Source organism: Dactylosporangium sp. NPDC005572 (assembly GCF_040605515.1).
GTDB lineage: Bacteria > Actinomycetota > Actinomycetes > Mycobacteriales > Micromonosporaceae > Dactylosporangium.
This window is the reverse complement of sequence record NZ_JBEXCY010000061.1, coordinates 1-22,463: the sequence shown is the minus strand read 5'-3', so window position 1 is coordinate 22,463 and position 22,463 is coordinate 1. Positions and strand designations below refer to the sequence as shown.

13 protein-coding genes and 1 pseudogene are annotated in these 22,463 nt (G+C 67.9%); 6 read left to right on the top strand and 8 right to left on the bottom strand.

Annotation, left to right across the window (positions count from 1 at the left end; translation table 11 throughout):
- The first annotated feature begins 116 nt into the window (after nt 1-116).
- Together ABZS66_RS27045 and ABZS66_RS27040 are read left to right on the top strand one after the other, a co-directional pair.
- On the top strand, nt 117-299 hold the full coding sequence (locus ABZS66_RS27045; RefSeq protein ID WP_354762331.1) for a glycosyl hydrolase-related protein: 183 nt from the start codon (nt 117-119) through the stop codon (nt 297-299).
- Between the two features lie 416 nt (nt 300-715).
- Nucleotides 716-1,327 (top strand): hypothetical protein, encoded by a 612-nt coding sequence (locus ABZS66_RS27040; RefSeq protein ID WP_354762289.1) that lies wholly within the window; start codon nt 716-718, stop codon nt 1,325-1,327.
- A gap of 254 nt (nt 1,328-1,581) precedes the next feature.
- Here the strand turns inward: ABZS66_RS27040 and ABZS66_RS27035 are convergent, their stop codons facing one another.
- Complete coding sequence (locus ABZS66_RS27035) at nt 1,582-2,436, bottom strand: oxidoreductase (RefSeq protein WP_354762287.1); 855 nt, start codon at nt 2,434-2,436, stop codon at nt 1,582-1,584.
- Between the two features lie 100 nt (nt 2,437-2,536).
- Between ABZS66_RS27035 and ABZS66_RS27030 the strand changes: the two genes are divergently transcribed.
- Complete coding sequence (locus ABZS66_RS27030; protein ID WP_354762285.1) at nt 2,537-3,376, top strand: helix-turn-helix transcriptional regulator; 840 nt, start codon at nt 2,537-2,539, stop codon at nt 3,374-3,376.
- Between the two features lie 203 nt (nt 3,377-3,579).
- Here the strand turns inward: ABZS66_RS27030 and ABZS66_RS27025 are convergent, their stop codons facing one another.
- Nucleotides 3,580-4,188 carry a transposase family protein gene (locus ABZS66_RS27025; RefSeq protein WP_354762283.1) on the bottom strand — a complete coding sequence of 203 codons (609 nt, stop codon included), beginning with the start codon at nt 4,186-4,188 and terminating at the stop codon, nt 3,580-3,582.
- A gap of 41 nt (nt 4,189-4,229) precedes the next feature.
- Between ABZS66_RS27025 and ABZS66_RS27020 the strand changes: the two genes are divergently transcribed.
- On the top strand, nt 4,230-4,808 hold the full coding sequence (locus tag ABZS66_RS27020) for a TetR/AcrR family transcriptional regulator (protein ID WP_354762281.1): 579 nt from the start codon (nt 4,230-4,232) through the stop codon (nt 4,806-4,808).
- Nucleotides 4,809-5,100: 292 nt separating this feature from the next.
- Here ABZS66_RS27020 and ABZS66_RS27015 read toward each other — a convergent pair.
- Nucleotides 5,101-5,376 (bottom strand): annotated as a pseudogene (locus ABZS66_RS27015) (DDE-type integrase/transposase/recombinase); the annotation flags it as partial.
- 879 nt (nt 5,377-6,255) lie between these two features.
- Between ABZS66_RS27015 and ABZS66_RS27010 the strand changes: the two are divergent.
- Nucleotides 6,256-6,471 (top strand): hypothetical protein, encoded by a 216-nt coding sequence (locus ABZS66_RS27010; RefSeq protein WP_354762279.1) that lies wholly within the window; start codon nt 6,256-6,258, stop codon nt 6,469-6,471.
- 173 nt (nt 6,472-6,644) lie between these two features.
- Here the strand turns inward: ABZS66_RS27010 and ABZS66_RS27005 are convergent, their stop codons facing one another.
- The 5 genes from ABZS66_RS27005 to ABZS66_RS26985 all read right to left on the bottom strand — a co-directional run bounded on the left by ABZS66_RS27005 (nt 6,645) and on the right by ABZS66_RS26985 (nt 16,090).
- On the bottom strand, nt 6,645-8,048 hold the full coding sequence (locus ABZS66_RS27005; RefSeq protein ID WP_354762277.1) for a hypothetical protein: 1,404 nt from the start codon (nt 8,046-8,048) through the stop codon (nt 6,645-6,647).
- A complete protein-coding gene (locus ABZS66_RS27000) occupies nt 8,038-9,090 on the bottom strand; it encodes a TerB family tellurite resistance protein (RefSeq protein WP_354762275.1) in 1,053 nt (350 codons plus the stop codon). Before ABZS66_RS27000 ends, ABZS66_RS27005 begins: the two co-directional genes overlap by 11 nt.
- A gap of 282 nt (nt 9,091-9,372) precedes the next feature.
- Nucleotides 9,373-12,579: an exonuclease domain-containing protein gene (locus ABZS66_RS26995; protein ID WP_354762273.1), complete on the bottom strand. Its 3,207-nt coding sequence runs from the start codon at nt 12,577-12,579 to the stop codon at nt 9,373-9,375.
- Between the two features lie 2 nt (nt 12,580-12,581).
- Nucleotides 12,582-13,916 (bottom strand): ATP-binding protein, encoded by a 1,335-nt coding sequence (locus tag ABZS66_RS26990; protein ID WP_354762271.1) that lies wholly within the window; start codon nt 13,914-13,916, stop codon nt 12,582-12,584.
- Complete coding sequence (locus tag ABZS66_RS26985; RefSeq protein ID WP_354762269.1) at nt 13,913-16,090, bottom strand: TerB N-terminal domain-containing protein; 2,178 nt, start codon at nt 16,088-16,090, stop codon at nt 13,913-13,915. Before ABZS66_RS26985 ends, ABZS66_RS26990 begins: the two co-directional genes overlap by 4 nt.
- Nucleotides 16,091-16,690: 600 nt before the next feature.
- Between ABZS66_RS26985 and ABZS66_RS26980 the strand changes: the two genes are divergently transcribed.
- Complete coding sequence (locus tag ABZS66_RS26980) at nt 16,691-21,961, top strand: DUF3883 domain-containing protein (protein WP_354762267.1); 5,271 nt, start codon at nt 16,691-16,693, stop codon at nt 21,959-21,961.
- Nucleotides 21,962-22,463 lie beyond the last annotated feature (502 nt).

Here is a 22,463-nt window from a genome sequence, read left to right as displayed (position 1 = left end):
CGCTCTCCAATGCTGGCCCGGCAGGTCGGCCTGACGTGGGACGGCCACCGCTTGATCATTGGGTGTTGTGCTGACAACCAATGATCTGGTGGTGGCCGTAGGCCATAGCGTAGAGCCTGCTGCCTGGCAGGTGGTGCTCGACGAGGCCCTCGATTGCGTCGCCCGACCTCACCGCCGCCTGGTCGACCGATCTCCTCGAACGCACTCTCGATCAGCGAACGTGGCGCCCTGAGAACGGCATCAAACTCGATCTCCGACCGTTCGAGATCGCAACCCCGCGAATCAGCCCGGCCCGGTAAGGGCTGGACTCTCCGACACGAACTTCGGGCCGGCTCGGGTCACTCTTCCCCCTCGGCTCAACCGTGGTCGGATGGATCATTGGGCGCGCGGCCGCTGACGCCGAGCTCGACCGGCTGAGCATCGGCAACCAATGCCTGACTCGAGATCACGCCCTTTGGGGTGGCCGGTGCTTCCGGACGTGTATTGAATCCAGGCATCCGCATCGAGGTCGAGCTCGAGTACACCCTCGACAACGGCGGCAAGCCAAGGCCGTTTCCTCTCGGTTGACCCGGTCTTCGAGGGTGCCGCCGACCCCAACGAGTTAGCCGGCTACGACTACGAAGTCAGAGATGCGTGGACTGGAGGGCAAGACCGCCGTCGTCGCCGGCGGCGGCACACGGGGAATCGGCAGGGCCACCGCCGCACGGCTGCGCACGTGTTCATCACCGGTCGGCGCAAGGTCGAGCTGGACGACGCGGTGAGGGTCATCGGCCAGAGTGCGACGGCGGTACCGGGCGACATTACCAACCCAAACGACCTGGACCGGAGCCCCAAGATCGTCGCTGCTCGCGGTCAGGGGCAGGATGTGCTGTTCGCCAACGCGGCCACAGCTTCGTTCACGACCATCAAGACTCAAGACGATCAGCGTCAACGTCAGGAGCGCCATCTTTCACGGTCACAAGGCACTTCCGGTGCGGAACGAGGGCACCTCGGTAATCATCAATGCCTCCACCGCCGCCGACCATCGCACTGCGGGTTCGGCGCCTGCGCTGCGTCCGAGGCGGCCGTTCGCGCCTGGGCGAACGAGCTCAAGGGTCGGATCGGCACCTCCGGGGTCACCGAACTCGTAGGGGAGGGAGAACTCGCGCAATTCAAGGCGAACGAGGGCGCCCAGATCGCCATCGCACGGATCGGGCGCCCGAACGAGGTCGCGGCCACGGCGGCCTTCCTCGCCTCCACTGACAGCAGCTTCATGGTCGACCGGTTGCCCCAGGGCGTCGTGGTGGAATCGTTGACGAAGTCCTCAACGAAGCCGGTCAGGTTCTGATGCAGGCTGTCCATCGGCACTCGGATTGCTGGACCGGGCCCTTCGTCATCGAGCGGCCGAACGAACTCCGCAGCCTGGTCATCGCGCTTGCCGACCGGCTCGCGACCTCCGCCCGCAGAGTCCGCCCCACACATGACCGCAGCCCCTCATGGTCCGCAGTCGTACAGCCCCCTGACCTCCCACCCAATGACGCGGACTGCGGACTGCTCGGCTCTGCCACCGTCAGAGGCCGCCGAACGAGGTGGCGATCCCCATCAGCCTCTGCCGGCGGGTAACTCCGGGAAGTCGGTGGAGCGGGAGAGCTCTTCCCAGGTGTCGAGGTCGTGATCGACGGCGTTGCGGCCGGCCCGGACCACTCGCAGGGCGTCGGAGCCGAGGACGAGGTGGCGCGGTGGCTGCGCCACGTCAAGGATGTGCAGGACGGCGGCGGCCGCGCGGGCGGGGTCGCCGAGTTGCCGGCCACTGGCTTCGCGGCGGGCGTCGCGGATGGGGTCGAACAGGCCGTCGTAGTCGGCGATGGTCCGTGGTGCCCTGGTCATCGAGCGCCCGGCCCAGTCGGTGCGGAACGACCCCGGCGCCACCGCGGTGACGTGGATGCCGAAGTCGGCGATCTCTTTGCCGAGAGATTCGAGGATGCCTTCGACCGCGTACTTGCTGCCGCAGTAGGCGGAGACCCCGGGAAAGCCGGCGAGGCCGCCCATAGAGGTGACGGCGACGATGTGGCCGCGGCGGCGTTCACGCATGAACGGCAGTACGGCCTGGATGGTGGCCACCGCGCCGAAGACGTTCACGTCGAACTGGGCGCGCAGTGCCGACAGCGGGGTCTCCTCAAAGGTGCCCTCAAGGCCGTACCCGGCGTTGGCGATCAGCACGTCGACGGGGCCGACTGCCTTCTCGGCATCGCTCGCCGCAGCGAAGATGGCAGCATCGTCGGTGACGTCGAGGACGCGGGCGTGTGCGCGTTCCGGGTGAAGGCCGGCGAAGGCCGTCGCGTCGGCGCCCTTGCGGACAGTTCCGACGACGGTGTGGCCGGCTTCCAGTGCGGCGAAGGCGAAGGCGCGGCCGAGGCCGCTGCTGACCCCGGTGATCAGGAAAGTTTTGGCAGTCATGCAGCAACCTTGTGCGCCAGCGCAGTCCACAGCCAGGACGAAAGTTTCCTGGACGTAGCATACCCAGGCACGCTGTCGGAGCCCGGCCTAGACTCAAGGAGTGACCGGTAACGCCCTTGGAGAGTTCCTTCGCGCACACCGTTCTCGTCTGCGTCCCGACGATGTCGGCCTGGCTTCGTATGGTACGCGGCGGGTGGCGGGGCTACGGCGGGAGGAGGTCGCCGTTCTGGTGGGTATGAACAGCGACTACTACGCCCGTCTGGAGCAGGGCCGCGAGCGAAGCCCGTCCCCGCAGATCCTCGAAGCGATCTGCGGTGCTCTGCGGATGGACGACCAGGCCCGCGAGCACCTGTACCGGCTGGCCGGAACGGCGCCGGACGCTCGGAGGACGCCGAGGGAGACCGTCAGCGGGCCGCTGCGGCACCTGCTCGACGGGTACGCCAGCGTCCCGGCTTTCGTGCTGAACCCCGCGAAGGACTTCATGGCGGTCAACGCACTGGCCGAGGCGCTGTTCTCTCCTTTCGAGACGGTGGACAACCTTGCCCGCATGACGTTCCTCGACCCGGCGGCCCAGCGGTTCTTCGCCCGGTGGGACAGCTTCGCCGAGGCCGTCGTGGCCGGTCTGCGCCACGCCAGCGGCCTCGACCCGCAGTACCTCCGCCTGCGAGAGCTGGTGCGTACGCTGAACGAGGACAGCGAAGCCTTCGCCGCGCTCTGGTCGTCACAGGCCGTCTACGGCAAGGCCCAGGACGCCACAGAACTCGAGCACCCCGACGTCGGACCGCTCTCGCTGACCTCCCAGTCCTTCGACGTCCGCGGAGCCCCGGGTCAACTCCTCGTCATCTACCAACCAGAGCCCGAGAGCCCCAGCGCCCAGGCACTCACCTTGCTCGGCACCCTCCACGCCACCCGACACCATCAGCCCTCCTCCGGACGGTAGGCCACCGCGGTGGTGCGACCGAATCTTGACAATGCAAGTGACGCGCCGGATCACGCGTGGATCAACCTCGCCAGGCCGCCAGATCGCCGGCGAGGTGCGTGCGGGAAGCGGCCGTCTCCTCCAGCAGGTGCCCGCGCAGAGATGGCCGGTCGCGATATGACCACCACCGCCCCGGCTGCGGTCGAAGAGCCAGTGAGGTGATCTCAGCAAGATAGGTAGCCGTGCTCGAAGTGCGTGAGCACGAGGGCGGCTCTGGCGATGTCGCTGATTTTCGTCGGTGCGGCGGTGACGTACTGCAAAACGCGCCAGCGTTGAGTCAGCAGGGCGAAGCCACGTTCGCCGATGCAGCGCATGGAGCGTAGCAGCATGTTGTAGGTGCGGGTGTCGATGTCGAGTTGGCGTCCATCAGCGGGTTGTTTGACCGGGGTGCAGACGCTGTGGACTGCGCCGTCGTAGCCGGGATCGGCCAAGGTCGGCAGGCCGCGGGTGGCTGCGGCGTACAACGCGCCCAGGGCGTGTGTCCGGGCGGCACTCAGGTCGTGGATCGACCCGGGTTCCACACCGGACACCCAGATCGGCAGTCCGTCCGGGCGCATCACGGCTTGGATGTTTCCGCCGAAGTCGTGGGTATTCCCGGAATACCACACGTCGATGGTTCTGCCTTTCTTGCTGACGGTTTTCTCGTGGCATTGGTCGACGTCGACGACTTTGCCGTCCAGAATGACGTGGGACCAGCCCTCGGCCTGGGCCCGCTCCAACGCGTTGGTCAGGTCCGAGGCCTGCGCGTTAATCGGATTACCTATCCGTTTCACTGTAGCATAACCGGATGAGTCATCCGGTTATGCTTGTGAGCATGACCACCGCCCCACTGCGCAAGGACGCCGCCCGCAACTGGCAACGCATCGTCGAGGTGGGCCGCCGGCTCGTGGACGGGGGAACACCCATCCAGCTCAACGACGTCGCGCGAACCGCCTCGGTCGGAGTGGCCACGGTCTACCGGCATTTCCCCACCCCGGAGGCACTGCTCGAAACCCTCGCCACCCCCGGGCTCGAGACGCTAGTCTCGCGCGCCGAGCGGGCGCTGTCCGACGACGACCCATGGACGGCACTCCGCGACTTCCTATTTGCGGCCATCCACGCGCAGATCACCGACGCGACGCTCTCTCCGGTGTTCGCCACACCGGTGAACGTCCTGCCGCACACCACCGAACTGAAGCAACGGCTCGCCGGACTTTTCGGCCAGCTCATCGGCCGAGCGCACGCGGCCAGTACGGTCGACCCGGCCATCACCCAGGCCGACATAGTGCCGCTGATGTGCGGGGTGGCGTTCGCCGCAAACGTCCATCCGGCCGCGAACATCGAGGACCGCGCGGCCACCGCCCGCCGCTACCTCACCGTGATACTGGAAGGGCTCCGCACCCGCGAACAGTGACATTCGACCCGTTCGATCAGCGCCGTCGCCGAATACGCTCGCAGAGTCATGGGTGCCGAGCACATCGACGACCGGGCACTAGACGAATGAGCATGCGCATGTGCGTGGATGGCACGCTCATGGCAATCCGCCTGGGTGACCGAGACGCTATTGTGCGGCTCCGCGTGGAGCGAAGGAACGACTGATGGACTGCCCGGCGTGGACGAGTTGCCGGGCAGGCTGTAGACGCGCCGACTCATATCCCCACAGTGCGACGGAGACGCCGCCATGTTGGTCGAGAGCATCTGCGAGTGCTGCCGCGGGTGCGTCGGGCGGCGGCCAGGACGTCCACGACGAGGTCGGTGCGCATGTGGTCAGCGATCGCCCAGCCCGCGAGGCGTCGGGAGTACAGGTCGATGACGGTGGCCAGGTAGAGGAACCCGCGCTCACCGACGGGCAGGTAGGCGATGTCACCGACGTAGCGCTGATTGACCGCCGTGGCGGTGAAGTCCCGGCCGATCAGATCCAGGCCCTTCGCCGCGGCCGGGTCCGGGATCGTAATCGACACCCGCCGGCGTAGCCGCAGCCCCGGACTCGGTAGCGGCGCATCACCCGGGCCACCTTCTTGCGGTATCTGCTGGACTTGCGGATCGAGCGACGCATTCCCCCGTTCGTTCACAGCCCGATCGACAGCCTCCCGACCAAGCCGCAGCCATGATCGTATGGCGCTGCGCCGCTCCGTGCTGCCCCGTCCTCGCCCCGTGAGCACGTCGCCGGCGGCGACCGCCGGACGCTCGTACAGGTCAACGTGAAGGCCTGCTCAGCAGAAGCTACTCACCCACACCAGTACCACGACCGAGCCGAGGACGTGGCAACCGCCCTGGCGTCCTCGGCGACCACGTACACCCGGCGGACGACGACGCCCCGGCGATACGCGCCGTGTACGGCGAATTGCTTCACGAGCTCGCTCAACACGTGGCCGCCGATGCGCAATGCAGTACGGCCACGCGATCAACCTGCTCGACCCTGCGGCGACCTTGGACGTCGACTTGGAACGCGCCCGTCTCCTCGCCCACCACCTCGGAAACCGCTTCTGGTTCGGCTTCCCGAACCTCGATGACAAGGACCCTGCAGCGCCTCTACGACAAGTGCCCGCCAGCAGCGAGACCTCCGCCGCCGAGGAATGCACGCGTCGCACGCTCTGGCGCTGCTCCGCGCAGGTCCCAGATCGGCGTCCCAGTGCTGGCCTTCGCCAGCTTGGTTACGGCCTTACGGAGGACCGCCCGGGTTGCGCCGCCGACCAAGGCTGAGCCGACGACGCCTCGGACCCGATCTGCGACGTCCGGATCGAGCTTCGCCATCCCTACGTCTTGGGTGGTGTTTGAGTCTTCGACTCCGTCGAGGATCCGAAGCGCTCGATCGACCGCGCGAGGTGAGTGGCGTACCGACGCTCGTAGCGTGTCGTGTGATGTCGCATCTGCGTTCGAGCACGCTTGACCTGCGCGCCACCAACGGCACCCGCGACCACGCCGCCCCGACCCTTGATACCGCCACTGATGATGACGACGAGCGGAACAAGCGGCAAGACCATCGTCGGCACATACTCAGGGACTGCAAGGCGATGCGCAAGTCCCGCGTTCGTCTCGCACGCGAATGGTATCGCCACGGTGACTCGAACGGTTGATGGGTTGCGCTCGCAACTGCCGCCGGCCGTGGACCATGGCGACTGGGTTCGACCAGTAACCTCTTCCGTGCCAGAGCCACCATGCCACGTTTCGAGGCGAGAATGTGCCCGCGGATTCGATGTATAGACAGTCAGATCGACAGTCTGCCCAGGCTCGTGATTCGGCTCGCCGATCACGATTGCCTGTCGGATTCGGTGAGGAGCGATTCCCATTCGTTCGCCAGGGCCTGACTGATGCGATGATCGCGGGCGATGGCTTCTTTGAACCAGGCGATGGTGGCGGGTGCCATGGCGAGGATCTGGTTGTAGTTGAGGGCGGCTGGGTTCATGCCGAACAGCAGCCCGGTCTTGAGCAGCGTGCCTGAGGTGGCGATGGTGTGTCCGAGCAGCAGCATGGAGGTGAGTTTGGCGTGCTCCAGCTTCCGTTGCGCTGCGGTACCGCCGGTGGCGTAGCTCTTGAGAAGCCAGTACCCGCGGATGATCGCGGACACGACGCCAGGAGTGATCCCCATGGTGAAGAAATGGCGCAGGTCGTAGCCGTTCGTATACATGTAGCGGGCGACGTCGGTCCAGGGCACCTTGACACCGGAGGGGCCTAAAGCGAACGGGGAATCAATCTGGCCGAGCTGCAGCAGGCTGAACAACGGAGGCTGCAGGCCGGCGGGAGTATAGACGTCCGAGAGCAGATGGCGCACCTGGGTGATGAGAGCGTTGATCAGGTCGATCGGGGTGGCGTCGACTGCGACCTGGACCAGGTGCCCTGCCTTGTCGATGTAGGTGCCGGTGCCGTGCATGAGATCTGCCACGCCGACGAGGAGACCCAGGGCCGGATCGTGGCCGAGGCTCTGGAGCCGATGGGTAGCCGGCCGCATGCCGCTGACCAGGCCCCCGGTGGCCTGCGTGGTGGGGGCGTCATAGGGCACCTTGGCCAGTTTCTCGAACCGCTTGAAGAAGCGGTCGTGCACATTTTGTGCGCGATCACGGTCCTGGAGCCACTTGGTGAGGGGCGATCCCGCGTACTTCGTGTCTAGGAAGGTGGAGTCCTGCGGGATGCGGACGAGGATGACGTCAAGGAGGGTCGCGAGGACGCCGGCAACCAGAACGACCGTCCAGTCGGTCTTGTCCCAGCTGACGTCGCCATGCTCCTCGGCGTAGCTGCGCAGGCTGCGAGTGATCTGGCTGGAGGGCAGAACCTGCGGGAGCGGGTCCCGGGTCAAATCGATACCCAACAGGCCCAACCGGGCTTCGGCGAGCCTGACGAGCTGACCGAAGTCGCCCTCGGTCGGGACGATGGGCACGGCGTACCGGGGGCGGCTCGGTGTCTCGACACTCGCGGTAGTCACTGCGCTCGACTGGGACTCTTGGGCTGGCACGAGGACGCCCATGGCCTGGAGACGGGCGCGCACCGCGTCGAACTCGGATTCGACCGAGTCCAGGGTGTCGCTGACGCGACGTTCGCGTTCGAGGACCTCCTTGAGGTCGAATTCCACCTGGTCGAACAAGCCCCGCAGTTCGGTCAGCGTGACGGCCTGGTAAGCCACGACCGAGGCAGCGGCCGAAAGCTGGTCACCCGACACGGAGCGGCTCCCGCCGTTCGAAGGCCTCCTGACTGGTCTGCAGATTCACCAGGGCCAGTTCAAAGGCAGCCAACTCGGCCCTGAGCGTGGCGAGTCGCTCTTCGTTCCTCGTGGTCTGGGTGAGGTAGGCCTCCATCCGATGAGCGAGCCCCGCGATGTCGTCGGTGAGCTCGGCCATTGCCCGCTGGTGATGCTTGATGACTTGCTGAATCAGATACTCGCGTCGCTTCTCTCGTTCACGCTCGTTGGTGGCCAGCACGTAACGCGCGCCCTGATGGACCGCGACCCCGAGAATCACCACCGTGCCGATCCCGGTGACCATCGCGCTCAGGCCCAGCAGACCGCCGAACCCCAGGGCCGCCAGACCCGAGGTGATTCCCGCCCCGCCGAGACCGGAGACGCTGCCGGCAAGACTGACCGCGGCGATCGGGGCACCGAACGCAGCCGCCTTGGCAGCGAGGTCCTTGGTGGTCGTCTCCAGCTGGCTGGTCGTGATCCTGCCGGAAGCGAAGTCCTCTTCGGTAACCACAAGCCGTTCGGTCGCCTGCACGACCTTGTCAGCTGACTCGGGGAACACGAGTCCCGCGACCAGCACAATCCGCTCACGCTCGGCGTCCGCAGCATGCCTGTCAGCACGCGAAATGCGCACCAGATCGCGGACCAGCACCGTGAGCACCGGCTCGCGCTGATCCTCCTCGAGGAGATCGTGCAATTCCCTGGACAGCTCCACCGTGGCGTCGGTAACCCCTGCGCCGCTCGCTGCATCGCGTTGCGCCCCAGTGATTTCACTGCGCAACTGCGATCGCGCTTCACCGTCGAGACCGATCGTTGATGCGAACAGGTACAGATTCGCGATCTCCCGAGGATCGAGAAGGGCGTCGACCAGCGCCAAGCTCACCAACACCCGGCAATAGAGCAACTTCGCCTCGACGCTGAGCGCGGACAAGTCAGCGGAATCAGCGCGGTTGCGAGACGACCGCGCCGACAGGCTGCCCTTGACGTCCGCGACCTTCGCCTTCACCTGCTCGGCGGACTGCTTCACTCTCTCCTGGGCATCGCCAGCAGCATCAGCGACACGCTGCCTCGCGGCACTCGTGCTGTCGACAACCCTCCGTCCAGCGGCGCCGGCAAAACCCTTCAGCCGTCCAAGCCCAACTTCACGAGGATCCATCGCCATCCCTTTCACGTCCGTTGGCGCAGGCAATCGGTAGCCACCGACAAGACGACGTCCTCCCGACGCCCGGCTGCCACCGCCGCGTTCCTAGCTGTTGCACACCCTGGCCCATGTCCTCATCCGCGAGATAGCGACGTCATCCACCTCGATTCAGCGGCGCGGGCGCGTGGGCTGGCTGGCGAGTGCGGCGGCCAGTCGGACCAGCTGGGCGGTCGTCGCCGGGTCGGCCGGGGCGGCGGCGCCGAGCTCGGCGAGGTACCGCGCGTTGAGTCGCTCGACCTCGGCTGCGCCGAGCCCCCAGGATCGGGCGATTTCGAGCAGGTAGGCGCCCTCATCGTCGGTCAGCATCCCGTCGCGGAGGGAGCGGTCGAGTACGTCGAGGTACGCGTCACCGCGGTGGTCTCCTGTGGCCGCGGCCCCAACGCGAGCGGCGATCCCGGCGAGGCTCCCGATCGGCGGCGTGTGGACCGCTTGTCGCCGCCCCGATCTCGGTATCGCAGGCCGGGCCGTCAGCGCCGCGAGCACGCCGTCCTGGTCCCGGAGCCACGACACTGGGAACGAGGCCGGCCGGCACCCGAGCTCGGCCAGGTCGCCCGGCTCCAATAGCCGCAGGGCGTACCGGAACAGCGCGGCTGTCGCGGTCGCGTCGCCGAGGGCGGTGTGGGCGTCGTCGAGTGGAATCTTCGCGGCCGCGCAGCAGTCGGCGAGCCGCCGCGACGCGCCGCTGCCCAGCCGGTCCGCGAGCTCGAGCGTGCAGATCGTCGGACGGGGGTGGGGGTCGAGGCCGAGACGGCGGTACTCGGCCTCGAGGAACCCGACGTCGAAGCGGGCGTTGTGCGCGACCAGGATGTGCCCGTCGAGCCGCTCGGCGAGGGACCGGGCGATCGCCGCGAAGTGCGGAGCAGACCGCAGGTCCTCGTCAGTCAGGCCGTGCGTGTGCGTCGGCCCCGCATCGCGGCCGGGGTTGACCAGCGTCGTCCAGCGGTCGACGATCTCGCCGGCCGGGTCGAGCTTGACGACCGCGATTTCGACGATGCGGTCGTGGTGCTGGGCCGCGAACCCGGTGGTCTCGACGTCGACCGCTGCGAACGGGGTCCGGCCGAGCGCTGCCGTTGCACCGGCCGCCGTTGCGGGTGCCGGTAGGATGACGTCGGGTCCGGTCGGCGTGGCATTAGCGAGTTCACGGATCGCGTCCCAGGCCGCTGATACGTCGACGGCTCGTGCAGCGTGGGCCAGGATGGCGAGGTCGTCACTGAGGTAATCGTCGTACTTGTCGACGGTGCGGTCGCCGGCGAGAGCTGCCAGGTCGATCGCCGACGGCGGGTCCGCTGCGGCCAGGGCGGCGAGGTGGGCCCGCAGCTCGGCGGGGTCCGCGCCGCGCACGGACAGGGCCGGCCCTTCCAGCCCGACGCTGAGCCCGCGGGCGGTCAGCGCCAACGCCAACGTGCCCATCACCTTGTCGCCGCGCCACGGGAACAGCAGCGTGTCCCGGCCCATGCCGATCATCGGCCGCTCGTCGAGCAAGAACCGCCGATACGCGTCGCTGCCCTCCTCGAACAGCGCGCGGGCGGCCGCGTCGAGATAGCGCGGCGGCGACGCGGTCCGGTACAGCTCGAGCATCCGGCGCCGTACCGCATCCGCGACCGCCCCGCCGCCACCGGCGAACGGCGGCACCCGTCCACCGGCGGACGGGCGCAGGTCGATAACCTTCTGACGACCGTCGATGGCGACGACTTCCCAGCGCCGCCCGCTGAAGATCAGCAGCATGCCCGGCGCGATCGGGTGGTCGACCGGCAGGGTGCCGATGGTCCGGCCGCCGGCGATCAGGCGGTACTCCTCGACGGTGCGGAACGCGGCGTAGAACGTGTAGTGGTTGATCAGCCGGTCGCCGGTGCCGCCGGCCAGCAGCAGCCCGCTGTGGTCCTGAACGAGCAGGTCGGCCGCGCCCATCGCGCGCAGCAACGCGGCGAACGTCGCCCGGTCGACCCGTGCGAACGGCCCGTGCCCGCACAGCGCCTCGAACAGCCCCGCCGGGTGGGCGCCGCCGCGCTGGGCGACGACGGACAGCACCTGCTGGATGAGTGTCGACAGGTGCGGGTTGTCCCGGTCCGGCGGCTCGTACCAGCGGGCGAGGAGCAGGTCGACGACCGCGGCGGCCTGGAACACCCGCACCCGCAGCGCGTCGATGGGTGAGGACTGCCCGTCGAGGGCCTGCTCGGCGATGTACATCCGCAGCACTGCCGGCTGGTCGCCGCGCCGGCCCGAGCGGCCGAGGCGCTGGCGCAGCGCCGCCACGTGGTGCGGCGGGCCGATCTGGGCGACCGAGTCGACCGAGCCGATGTCGATGCCCATCTCCAGCGTCGACGTGCACACTGCAGTTACCGGCGTTGAACGGTCCTTGAGCCGTGCCTCGACGTGCTCGCGGATGTCCTTGGCCAGGTTGCCGTGGTGCGGCAGGAACTCGTTCGGCACCCGCAGACGTTCGGACATGCGGGTGAGCCGGTCGGTGTAGTGCTCGACCGCCGCCCGGCTGTTGGCGAAGACCAGGTTGTCGCTGCCGCGCAGCGTCTCGAACAGGTGCTGAGCGATCGCGGCCTCGTGTGGAGGGTCCTCGCCCTCGCTCGGTCGTCGGGCCACGTATCCGCGCAATTGGAGCCGGATCTCGCCGCTGTCGTCGGCGCTCTCGATGATGACGACGTCCGGGCCGCGCCCTGGACGCAGGAAGTCGGCAGCGGCGGTGAAGTCGCCGAGCGTGGCGGACAGCCCGACCCGGGGCACGGCCCGGCGCACGACGAGCTCGAGGCGATGCAGGAGGGACTGGAGCTGGGCGCCGCGCTCGGTGCCGACGAAGGAGTGCAGTTCGTCGACGACGACATGTTGCAGTCCGGCGAAGAGGGTGGCGATCCGCCCGCCGTGCAGCACGAACAGCGCCTCCAGCGACTCCGGCGTGATCAGCAGTACCCCGGACGGCGCCCGCAGGACCTGCTGCTTCTGCGACTGGGGTACGTCCCCGTGCCAGCGGTGCACGGCGACGTTGTGGTCGCCGAACAGCGCCGTCAGCCGGTCACGCTGGTCGTTGATCAACGCCTTCAATGGTCCGATGTAGACGGCCGTGACGCCAGCCCGGTCGGGGTCGGTGAGCAGCGCTGAGGCGATCGGCAGCCATGCGGCCTCGGTCTTGCCGCTGGCCGTCGCCGCGGCCAGGATGACGTCCCGGTCGCCGGCGAGGATCGGCGCGACTGCCCGCTCCTGCACGTCGCGCAGCCCGCGCCAGCCCTGGTCGTACACCCACCGCTGCACAGCGGGGTGCAGCCGGCCGAACTGCGTCGAGAGGCGCTGCGACACCGGACCGGTCACGGCTACAGCCGGAACGACGCGAGGTCGTCGTCGTCCGCCGCCGGGTCCGCCCCGGGCAACGCCGCGAGGTCCGGGTCGCGGTCCTGCTCGATCTCGGCCGCGTCGACGAGGGACCGCCAGTCGAGGTCACGGTGCTGGTCGAGGACGGCGAGCAGGTCGAGGAAGCTGCGGATCGTCGTGCGCGGCGTGCGGAAGTACGCGTCCCCGATCCGGCCGGCGCAGTGCGCCATGAACGCCTCGATCGCGGCGTCGGGCACGAGATACGCCGTCTCGTCGCCGCCGGCCCACACATGCCGCAGCTTCATCAGCAGGACGTAGAAGTCCTCCGGCGACAGGTTCGCCAGGCGGATCACCGTCCCGGAGTGGTCGACCCGCCCGTCGCCCGCGAACGCGTTCTCGACCAGCCGCGACTGCAGCGCCGAGTACGAGTACAGCCCGCGCCTGGTGTCCATGAGGAAGTCGGGGGTACCGCCGAACACGAACCCGAGATGTGCGGCGGTGCCCTGGATGCTGTCGTTGACGATCCGCAGGATCTGCTCGTAGTTGGCGTTGCGGGCCTGCGAGTTGTGCAGCTTGTACAGATTCACCATCTCGTCAAGACAGACGAGCAGCCCGCCGAAACCGGCCATGCGTACGAACCGGGCCAGCAGCTTGAGGTGGTCGTAGAACGTCGAGTCGTCGACGATCGTGCGGACTCCGAGCGCGTTGCGTGCGTCGGTGCGGGTTGTGAACTCTCCCCGTAGCCATCGCACGGCGTCCGCCTTGAGCTGGTCGTTCTCCTGGTCGTGGCCCTCCCAGTATTTGGCGACGACCTCGGCGAAGTCGTAGCCGCCGGTGAGTTCGGACAGCTCGGTCAGGCGGCGCCGGATGACCACGTGCGGGCTTTCCCCCGCCTCCCGCGCGCTGGTCAGCACCTGCGACACGAACCGCTCGACGACGTTGGCGAGGGCGCCGCCGTCCGGCTTCGCGCGGGTCGCCATGTTGCGCATCAGCTCCGCGTACAGGGCCCGGGCCTGCCCGCCGGTGGCGTGCAGCCGCCGGTCTGGCGACAGGTCGGCGTGGACGGTGACGAGCCGCTTCTCCAGTGCGATCGAGCGGATGAGCTGGAGGAAGAACGTCTTGCCGGAGCCGTAGTCGCCGATGACGAACCGGCTGCCGGCGCCGCCGTCGGCGATCCGGTCGATGTCGGCGACGAGCGCCTGGACCTCGGCGGCCCGGCCGACCTGGATGTGGTGCTGACCGGTTCGTGGTACGACACCGGCTCGCAGCGCCTGGACGACAGCGTCGCGGTCCTTGGGCCGGATGCGGGAGCCGTACGCGGCGGCGTTGATCGTCATGCCAGCAACCCTTCAAGGATCTCGGTGTTCACGTCGAGCGTTTCGTCGCCGTCGACCACGGTGTCGCCGAGCCGGTCGAGCGCGGCCTCGTTGAGCACGTCGAGCGCGCCCGCCGGCAACAGCCCGCACTCCGCGGCCAGCCGGTCGAACTCCAGGCGGCTCCACGACGGCTTCGCCGCCAGCAGCCGGATCAGGCGGCTATGTGCCGCGTCGAGCCCGTCGACCGCCGCCACCGCCGGTTGCGGCGGATCGGCGGGCTTGCCCGGTGCCGCGTCCTGCGGCTCGTCCTCGACGAAGATGGTCGCGAGCAGCGCGGAGACACTCGCCGTGTCAGCCAGCTTGGCGGCGATCGCGGCGTCGTCCAGGGCGAAGCCGGTCCGCGTCATCGGGCTGGCCGGTCGGCGGGCCGGTCGCGGTGGCAGCAGATGCTCGTCATCGACAGGCGCTCGCTCACGGACGACGACCGGCCCGCTCACCGCATCGTGGAGGCGGCCGAAGACGTCGCCGCCGTCGAGGTCCAGCAGCTTGTAGATCTTCGTGAGGGTGGCGACCTCGCCGGGGGAAACCACCCCGTCGACGGCAGCCACAGAAACGGCGAACTCCGCGATGTCACGCTTGGTCGCCGCGTCCAATCCGGCCAGCCGCCGCTTCAGCCCGGTCAGCTTGACACCGGTCGCGGTCAACCAGCGAGTGTGCGCCGCGAGCCGGTCGGTCTCGGCGGCCGTCAGCTGGAACGCCTGCCGGACATGCCCGACGAGGTGCTCATGCTCCGCAGCGCTGACCTCCCCGTCAGCCTGACTCACCGCGACGGCCAGATGCAGCAGCAGCGTCACCGCCAGATACGGCGGCCGCGCAGAGGCCGGAGCGTCCGGGCCGCACCGGAACAGCACAGCCGGGCCCTCGGCGAGCGTCGGGCCGCCCATACGAACGTCCGGCTCGACACCGAACCCGAGCCGCCCGAGCAGCTGCACCAGCCCGACGGACTCGGCCTTCGTCGCCTTACCCGGCGTGACCGGCCCCCAGAACCGCAGCAGGTCGGCCGCGTCGATAACACCCCGCTCGACGTTCTCCTCGCACCAGTCGCGCAGCGGCGCGACCTGACCGGCCCGGCCGGCCAGCAGCTCCCCCGGCAACAACGCGGCCTCGGCGAACGACCCCCGCTTGTCAGGGTTGCGGCCAACCCACCGGCTGTAGGCGTCGAGATCGTTCGTGACGGAGCCGACAAGATCGCGGAGGCGGGCCGAGGCCGAAGGCTCCTCGAGGACGTCCGGAGCCCGCATACGCACGGTCACCTTGCCGATGCCGGCGCTCGCCGGATCATACTCACTGGTCAGCTGCCGGCCGCCGGCGCCGAGCACGATTCCAGCACCGAACCGTTCCGCATAGCGGATCGCGAACAGCTCCCGAAACTCGTCGGGACAGCGCTCCTGCGGGGTACGGGCGTAAATCGACGGATGGAACCAGGCCCACGTACGGGCCCACTCCACCGGGACGGGTTCACCGTCACGGGCGAAACAGCCAAGGCCGATACGCAGCGCGATCGGCGGCGACCAACAGTCCCCGACAGCCGGTGGCGGCTCATCGGGGACGGTGATGCTACCGCTGCCGTCGCCGACCAGGTCGAGCACGGTGAGGAAGTCGGTGGCGTACGAGCGGAACGACCGGCTCTCACCGTAGATGCCCAGCAGCCGCCGCACCTCGACCGCGATCGTCGCAAGCTCGTAGCGGACGGTCCCGTCGTGCTTGAGATCGCTCAGCACCCGACGCTCAAGGCCGTAGAAGAAGAGGAAGACATACCCGATCGGAGCCCGAGGATACCGGCGCCCGTCAGCCAGCCACGCCAAGTACGCCGCCCGCGCACCCGGCGGGATCGTCGCGTACGACGGCCAATACGGCAGATTACTCCCGTCCCAGTCGGGCCGCGCCGGGTCCACGGGCAGACCGGGGTCGATCAACGCCGGCTCACTCCCGCCACGCGCGTCACGCAACCCACGGCCGGTGTAGAACATCCCACCCGGAATGCGGTGCCCGGCAACGTTGAGGACCTGCCCCGGCGGCACCCACACCGCCTGCGGACCGACCGCGTGCAGCACCGGCCGCGGCGCGACGACGGGCGCCGCACCGGACCGGCCCGCCATACTCGCGCCGTCCCACGCCCCGCCGTGCTGCCCCATGCCGCGAAAAGCTAGCGGCAATCCCGCGGCGGCGCCGCGTGCCACGGGAGTTTGTGCGCGTTTAGGTGGCGCGGATCAGACAATCGGCCACCGGCCCGCGCCGTGTGGCCCACGCACTCCGGGAATCCCACCACAGGCGCCGACGGCGGCCACGCCGGAGGAGCGTCTTCGCCAGCACCAGGCGGCCGAACGCAACTCAGCCCGGCGGGCGCAGCCGAAACTTTAGCCAGAGCAGATGGGCGACGTCGCCACACCAGCGGATGGCGGCAATTCGGTGAGGAGGTGTGCGAGGTGTTGGGTGACTTGATGGCAGCGTTGGACATCACGCGGGTGTAGTAGCGCATGAGAGTGGTGGGGGTCGTGGCCGAGTCGTTCTGCGATCTCGTGGATGCCGTAGCCGGTGTCGAGCATGGCGGATGCGATGAGGGCCGGATCTGGTGCGGTCCAATCGGGTGGGTGTCTAGGGCGCCGTACGATCGACCGTAGTCGTGATCTACCAGGTACGGGTAGGCCGCTGGGCAACGCACGCGTGGTCATGAGGATGTCGGTGGGCTGTCCAGCGAGTGGTAGGTAGTCCGGGCGTCAGATGGGGGTGCAGTCATGCGTGAGGAATTCCGCCGCCGAATCCTTACCGAAGCTGATGGTGTGGCAAAGCTGTACCTGTACGGCAAGGAGATCGACCAGCCCGCGACACGCGAGCAGAAGGAGTTCATCGAAGGGATCGTCGCGACCGACTATGACGGGCGGACGCTGGTCGAGCTTCTGCAGAACGGCCACGACGCTCATCCATCGGGCGTAGCCAGCGGCCGACTCGAGTTTCTCCTGCGAGAGGACGAGGGCCCTTGGGGCGTGTTGTACGTGGCAAACGGCGGCCGTCCGGTTGGTCACGGTGACTTCACCGCAATGTGCCACATCGCCATGTCAAACAAACGTCCGGATGAGGGCATCGGAAACAAGGGCGTCGGCTTCAAGAGTGTGCTCCAGCTGGCGGACAGTCCTGAGATCTACAGCCGCGCCGACGCCGACTCTGGCACATTCGACGGGTACTGCTTCCGGTTCGCACAGCCTGGCGACTTCGACACTCTCGCCACGCGCGTGGCTCCCGACCAGCCAGGGCTTGGGGCAGAGCTGAGGGACAACGTCGCGTCCCTCAAGGTTCCCGTTCCGCTGGACGGCTGCCCTGACGAGGTCTATTCCCTCCAGTCGAAGGGCTTCGCGACCGTGGTGCGCCTGGTGCTGCGCTCCGCTGAGGCCCGCGACCGGGCCCGTCGGCAGTTGAACGAGCTCACGTTATCGGAAGTTCCGTTCCACCTGTTCCTGGACCGGGTCGCGGAGATCACGGTCACCCGGGTGCGCCCGGACAGCAAGGTGCTCAGAACAGTGTGTGCCAGGCGCGTGGTCTCCACGTTCACCCGCGATGACCTCGCCGTGGATGAAGTGGCGTTACAAGGGTCGCAGCGCTTTCTCGTGCTGCGCCTGCGGGTCGGAGAGGACGCCATCAAGGAAGCGATCGCACGCAGCCGAAGCGAAGGACACCTGAGCCGAGGTTGGGAGCAGTGGCGCGGCGCCGCGCAGGTATGCGTGGCGTTGCCGCTCGGCATGCCGTTGGCGCTAGGCCGGCTGTACACCTTTCTCCCCATGGGAGAGGGCGCACTGGCACCGCTCGCCGGGTTCGTCAATGCCCCCTTCTTCGCCAGGCTTGACCGGCGCAGCCTCGACGCCACGATCCCTCTGAACAATCTCCTCCTCGACCAGGCGGCCGTCCTGTGTGCGCGCGTCACGCGCCTTGCCCTCGACGGCGAGGTGGACATGCCAGCAGAGGTGGTCCTGGATCTAGTGACGTGGCAGCAACCTCAGCTACCGCGCCTGATCAGGGCCTTCGAAGCGTTGGGCGAGGACATCACCGAGGTCGCCTTCATACCGGCTCTGGGTGGACGGCATCCACGCGCAGCACTGAACAGCGGCTGGCTGTGGGAGAGCAAGGGCACCCGCTTCACCTCCGAGGCGGTCGCCGCAGCTGGCATCGACAACCTCATCGATCCAGGCCTGCACCCGCACCGGCTGCGCCGGCTCAAAAAGCTGGCCACCGACCTCCAACTGCCCCTCGACCCGAGCGATACAGAACTCGCCGCATGGGCCGAGGCACACGCCCGCCGCCTCGGCGGTCAACCCATTGACCCATCAGCGTGGGCCGAGTTCTACGACGATCTCGCCAAGACGATGAGGAGCGGCTCACCGCTGGCCGGCCGGCGCATCCTCATCGACGAACATGGCCACGTCATCTCAGCCGGCACCGGCAAAGAGGGCGCTGTCACGGTCTTCATCTCCCCGCAGCAGGGCGACGGCGATGATACGCCGGCGTTAAGCCCACCCGCTGCGATCGCCGCACGGCTGGCGTTCACCCACCCAGGCATTCCCTGGCGCTTCCCCGACGCTGGACGAAAATCCCGGCCGGGCCGCATCTGGCTGGAGCAGCACGACCTGCTGCGCGAGTACCGCACCGACGCCGTCCTCGACCTCGTCGGCTCCGCCATGCAGGCAGCCGGCTCCGCCGACGAGACGTATCTACGAGCGTGTCTGACCTTCGCCTTCGAGGTCTGGCACAACACGTCACGCAATGTCGCGCCCGAGGTAGTGGCCCGAGCCGGCCTGCTTGTTCCCGTGTTGCGCGGATGGCGGCCCGCCAGAGGGGCCCAGTTCGGAATCGGGTGGACGGGGCCCCACCAAAGCGAGGACGATCTCCTCACACGGTTTCTCGCTCGGACGGCTCAGGTCTCGCGCTCACTGGACGACCTGGCCGGACGGGTCATTCCAAACCCGCAGGCGCTGCTCCAGGACGACGATGCGGATGTGGACGCGCTGCGCGTGTTCCTCGAACACGCTGGCGTACAGCACGGGCTCATGCCCGTGTGGTATCCCCGCGCGCTGTTCTGCCTGAACGGCGAACGGGTCGGCACTCCTGAGATGGCGCCGATGTTTTCGATCGGCGTGGCCGCAGAACATCAGCAGGTGTGGCGCGATGTCGCCAGCCGATGGCCCCGGCAGCCCCCTCAATATCCAACGGTCGAATATGAGCCAGCCAGCGACGTCGCTGTCCTACCCGGACAGTTCGACTACCATACGTTCGATCGCGAATCTCGACGTCTCTACGCGGAACTCCTCCTCCATGGCCTCGACCGCTGGCCAGACACAGCGGTGGAGTTCCAGTACAAGCGGGCCAACTACCGCACGGTTGCATGGCCGACGTTGCTCGCCGCGTTCCTGGCCTCCGCCGAGTGGCTGCCGCAGACCACACCAGGCCAGCGCTCCGAGGTCGAGTTCCAGTCGCCAGCGGACGCCTGGTGGTTGCAGACCACTGACACTCCGGACTACCTGCCCGCCCAGCCGGCGTCGTTGCGCAACCTCGCCACCGCCCGGGTGCTCGACCGGCTGCGAAAGGTCGGAATACGGTACTGGGACGACCCGGCGACCGCCGCGCACCGCTTGGTCGAGCTCACCGGCATCGTCGCCTCCGGGGCGCTCGGTGCACGCGGCCAACTTAGTCTGGCCGTACGCAAGGCGTACGAGGCGGCCTGGCGCGACCTCATCAACACCGCGGGTGCGGTCCCAGCCAACGGCAGGCTCGAGATCGTCGCCTCCCGTACCGGGCGTCTCCTCGTAGTCCCCGTCGACGGCGACGACGAGACCGTCTATGTCGCCGAAGAGTCTGGGGTGGCACAAGAGCGCCTACTGCAACAGGCACCGATCCTGATGCTGCCGATCCGGGACCTCAAACTCGCCGAACAGGCCCACGATCTACTCAAAGCGGCCGGAGCTCGCTGCCTGCGCAGCACCGGCGACGCAGAAGTGAGCGTTACCGTCGACGGGACGCCTGCCGTAACGGCACCGCATGCCCCGCTTCTCGCCATGGTCGGGCCGTGGCTGACCACCCTCATCCTCAGCGTGATGGAGTTTCACAGCCGTGTGTTCCCGCCCACCACAGCCGCTCAACTGACTCAAGCGGCACACCGCCTGGACACGGCGACGATCACAGTCACCGTCAGCATAACCACCTCCGTCGATGGCCACGTTGTGCAAGACCCACGCCCGTCGCGTTCCTTCCTACTCGACGCGGATGACTCGCCCCGACTGGTTGTCGCAGGCACCGGTCACCCGTCGACATGGCGCGTGCTGCAGGCCGCAACCACGGCAATCGCCGAACTCGTGGGCATGCCGACCGTCGCCGACACCCTGCGACTCGCATTGGTAGATCTTCAACAGCGCTGTGGTGATATCGACCCAACGCCCGCAGACATCGCCGTTGTGCTAGGGATTGGCACCGACGATGTGACGGCCCTGATGGCCGACCGCGCCTCGTGGCTGTCCGACCTATCGCACCTGCTCCCTGTCCTGGCATGTCTCGACGTCGCCCTCGCCGAGGAACTCCGCGGCGTCCACGACCAGATCGACAGCTCGGAGTCGCTCCGCACGTGGCTCACCCCGAGGCTGGTCAGGCACCATCTGACCGCAGAGGCAGTGCTCGATCTGGCCGACCGCGGTGACCTGCTCGCGGCCGTGCGGACTCTCGAAATCGACCTCGCAGACGCCAACGCCGGACTTCGCGCCATGGCCCTACCACCACTGCACAACCGCGACGGGCACGCCCGACAGTTCACTGCCTATCTGCAACAGCATCGGCAGGGCCTCGAGGACCGTATCCGGGACGCCTTCCTACCCGTCTACCGGGCCGGACAGCCGCTACAGGAGTATCTGCGCCTGCGACACTTGCCCGGGCTCGTACCAGACGAGGCGTGGCTTGATGGGTACTGGGACCTACCCGACGACCTTCTCGCCGACCATGCGGAGCGCTGGCTTCACGAACACGTCCCGGACGGAACCGGCGAGGCGGCGCCCATTTCGATCGATGCGACCAGGGAGGCCAACCGCCGTAACCTGAGCAGGATCCTTAGCGTCGCACGACCGCTCGTCGAGGCGTGGCTGCAACGCCACACCGGCGGTCACGGCCAACGGCCCGCCGATTTCACCCACGTCGCGGATATAGCCACCGAGGCTGGGTTCCTAGACTTCGAGCGGCTCACCTCACACACTGTCGTGACCTGGCTTAAGGCCAACGACCAGTGGCCCACCGGGATGCCGCCGACCACCAACCAGACCGAACTTGGATTGACCGATCAAGATATCATCGACGCTCGGCAGCGCCTCGACCAAGCCAAAGACCAGCAACATCGCGCTCAGACGTACGTCACGGTCGACGGCAAGACCTACTCAAACGAGCCGACCGACCTCCTCGCCCTCGCCGACGCAGTACGAGCCACCATCAGCCCGCAACTCCTTGATACGGCGCCGGAGCCGTCCACACTCGTGGGCCTCGACACCGCGGCAATGCCGAGCACGTCTCCTCGCGCGGGCGAAGGGCGCATCTGGAGTACCGTCACCACAGCCCCTCCGCCGGAGACACTCCGACTGATCGGGCTGACCGGCGAAATCGTCGCGGGAGAGTGGCTACGCCGTCAGTACGGCATCGCGCCGGAGGATAGTTGGGTGTCGAGTTACCGCAAGGACATCCTTGGCGACAGCCGCGGCGACGACAGCCTCGGCTACGACTTCCGCATCGTCACCGCCGACCGCGTACGGCTGTTCGAGGTCAAGACCACCACCGGCGAGCATCTCGAGTTCACGCTTGGCGAGACGGAGGTCCGCCGCGCACAGAACCTCGCCTCGGAGGAGGAGTACGCAATTCTCTTCATCACCCACGTCCTCAACGCAGGCCAGCGCCGTATCATCCTGCTGCCCAACCCGCTCGGCCACGGCGGACTCGGCCACTACCGCGTTGTCGGCCGTGCGATCCGACTCCAATTCGAACTGCAATAGTCAACGCCGCATCGCCAAGAAAGCCGCCGCGATCTGTTCGGCGCCCGCGTAGCAGAAAGGTCCGCTACCCGACGGCCCAAGACGCCTTCATCCGCCCGCAGTTAGCCCACGCCAGCCTGCGGATCGACCTCCGAGGCTCGACGTCTCCTGCCCGCTACCGTGCCAGAACGGTTCGCGCATGACATGAGCTGGCCGCCCGGGTCATGGTCCGGCGGCCACGGCCGAGCCCATTGTGACCTTCGGCCCTGGGCAGACAACGCGGAGGGCAGCAGGTCACTGTCCCCCTCGCCGTTGCAGATCGACCGCCCACAACCAGCGAGTCTGTGCGACGCCATGTGCGCGCCGACACCGTTACCCGCCGGATTCGGCCAATTCCGTTTCAGCCGAATTGCGGTGGGCACGTGGTCCAAAAAGGAGGGAGGTTCGTCAAGGCCGGCGAGGTCAACGCGACCACGCACCTGCTGCTCCTCGGCGACTGGAGCACCCCGGGCGACAACCTGTA